Genomic DNA, 1,338 nt, shown 5'->3' on the forward strand with positions numbered 1-1,338 from the left:
CAGGTAGTCACTCACGAGGGCGATGCTATCGACGCCCGTTCGCAGGTGACCGCGCCCCGGGTCATCGGGGTCGGTACTGGATGTGGTCGGGGTGGGTGTGGCGGATCTCGACGAACTGGATGGTGCGGTCTCGTCGGGTCCAGGCGCGGGTGAACGCGGTCTCGGCCTCGATGGTGCGGGTGGGTAGGTGCCAGTGGGCGTTGCCGTCCTGGTCGTGGGTGACGGTGAGGGCTCCGCGGGTCTTGAGGCCGTGGTGGGGTGGGCACCGGTGGTGCAGGTTCCCCGCTGCGGTGGGTCCGCGCTGCTGACCTGGTGGTTGTCCGGGTGGTGGGTCGGGGTCGTGGGGGATCTGGTGGTCGACGTCGCAGCCGGTGGCGGGTCGGGTGCAGCCGGGAACGTCGCAGGTCCCGTCGATGAGGTTCAACGCCCTGCGTAGGGGCTGGGTGGGGAAGCGGCCCAGCTCGGTCACGTCGAGGATGCCGCCGTGCTCATCGGTCAACAACCGCGAGAACAGAGTCCCGTCCTGAGCGGCGAGCTCGGCGAGCAGGCCAGGGTCGAGGACGTGCTGCCCATCCGCAGAGACGCCCGGCTCACTCGAGAGGCCGAGCAGGGTGGCCAGGGAGACGGTGATGCCGACGTGGAAGCGGCCGCGACCCGACGTGCCCACCGGTACGGGATCGGCGGCAGTGTCGGTGGGGTCGGTCTTCCCACGCCTCTGCAGGAGGGTGTCGACGAGCGCGTCGGCGCGGGCCTGGGCCAGGGTCCGCTCATCGTCGGCGCTCTGGCTGCGGGAGGCCTTCGCGGCCAGGGTCAGGTCCCGGTCGATGAGGAGGGCCTCGGTGGTGGGGATGAGGGCCTGCAGCAGACTCATCCCGTCATCCAACGCGGTGATGGTGACGTTGCGGTCCTGTTGGGCGGCCTGGCGGCGCTCGATCGCGTGGTCGGGCTCGACCCGGATGAGGAACCGGCGCAGCCACCCCTTCAGCTGACCCAACGTGTGGGTCGTGGCGTAGGCGAGGACGGTCTCGTCCAACCGGGTCACGTTCTCCGGCGCATGCAGCTTCCAGGCGGTGGAGGCGATCTCGCGGGCCTTGGCCCGATCGACCTCACCGCGCAGGTGGCCAGCCCACACGGTCGGCAGGTCCACCACCAGGGTGCGGGTCGCCGAGACCAGGTTCGAGATCAGCGCGGTGGCCACGTGGAGCTCGATGGCGGCCTCCAGGATCGCGACCTGCCGGGCGTCCTCGACCTGACGGGCACTCAAGCCCTGGGTGAGGGCGTCGGTGCGGCGGGTCTCCACGAACCGCAGCACCGCCCGAGCCTGCTCCGCCTCAGCGG

Annotated in this window: 1 protein-coding gene; it reads right to left on the reverse strand. The window is 70.9% G+C overall.

All coding sequences use genetic code 11. From position 1 onward, the window contains the following. Nucleotides 1-61: 61 nt before the first annotated feature. Nucleotides 62-1,338, reverse strand: a 1,277-nt coding sequence (locus tag NH287_RS15035; protein ID WP_253036255.1) for a DUF222 domain-containing protein, incomplete at its 5' end; no start/stop codon positions are given.

This window comes from Microbacterium sp. CnD16-F, from assembly GCF_024124465.1.
GTDB lineage: Bacteria > Actinomycetota > Actinomycetes > Actinomycetales > Microbacteriaceae > Microbacterium > Microbacterium gawkjiense.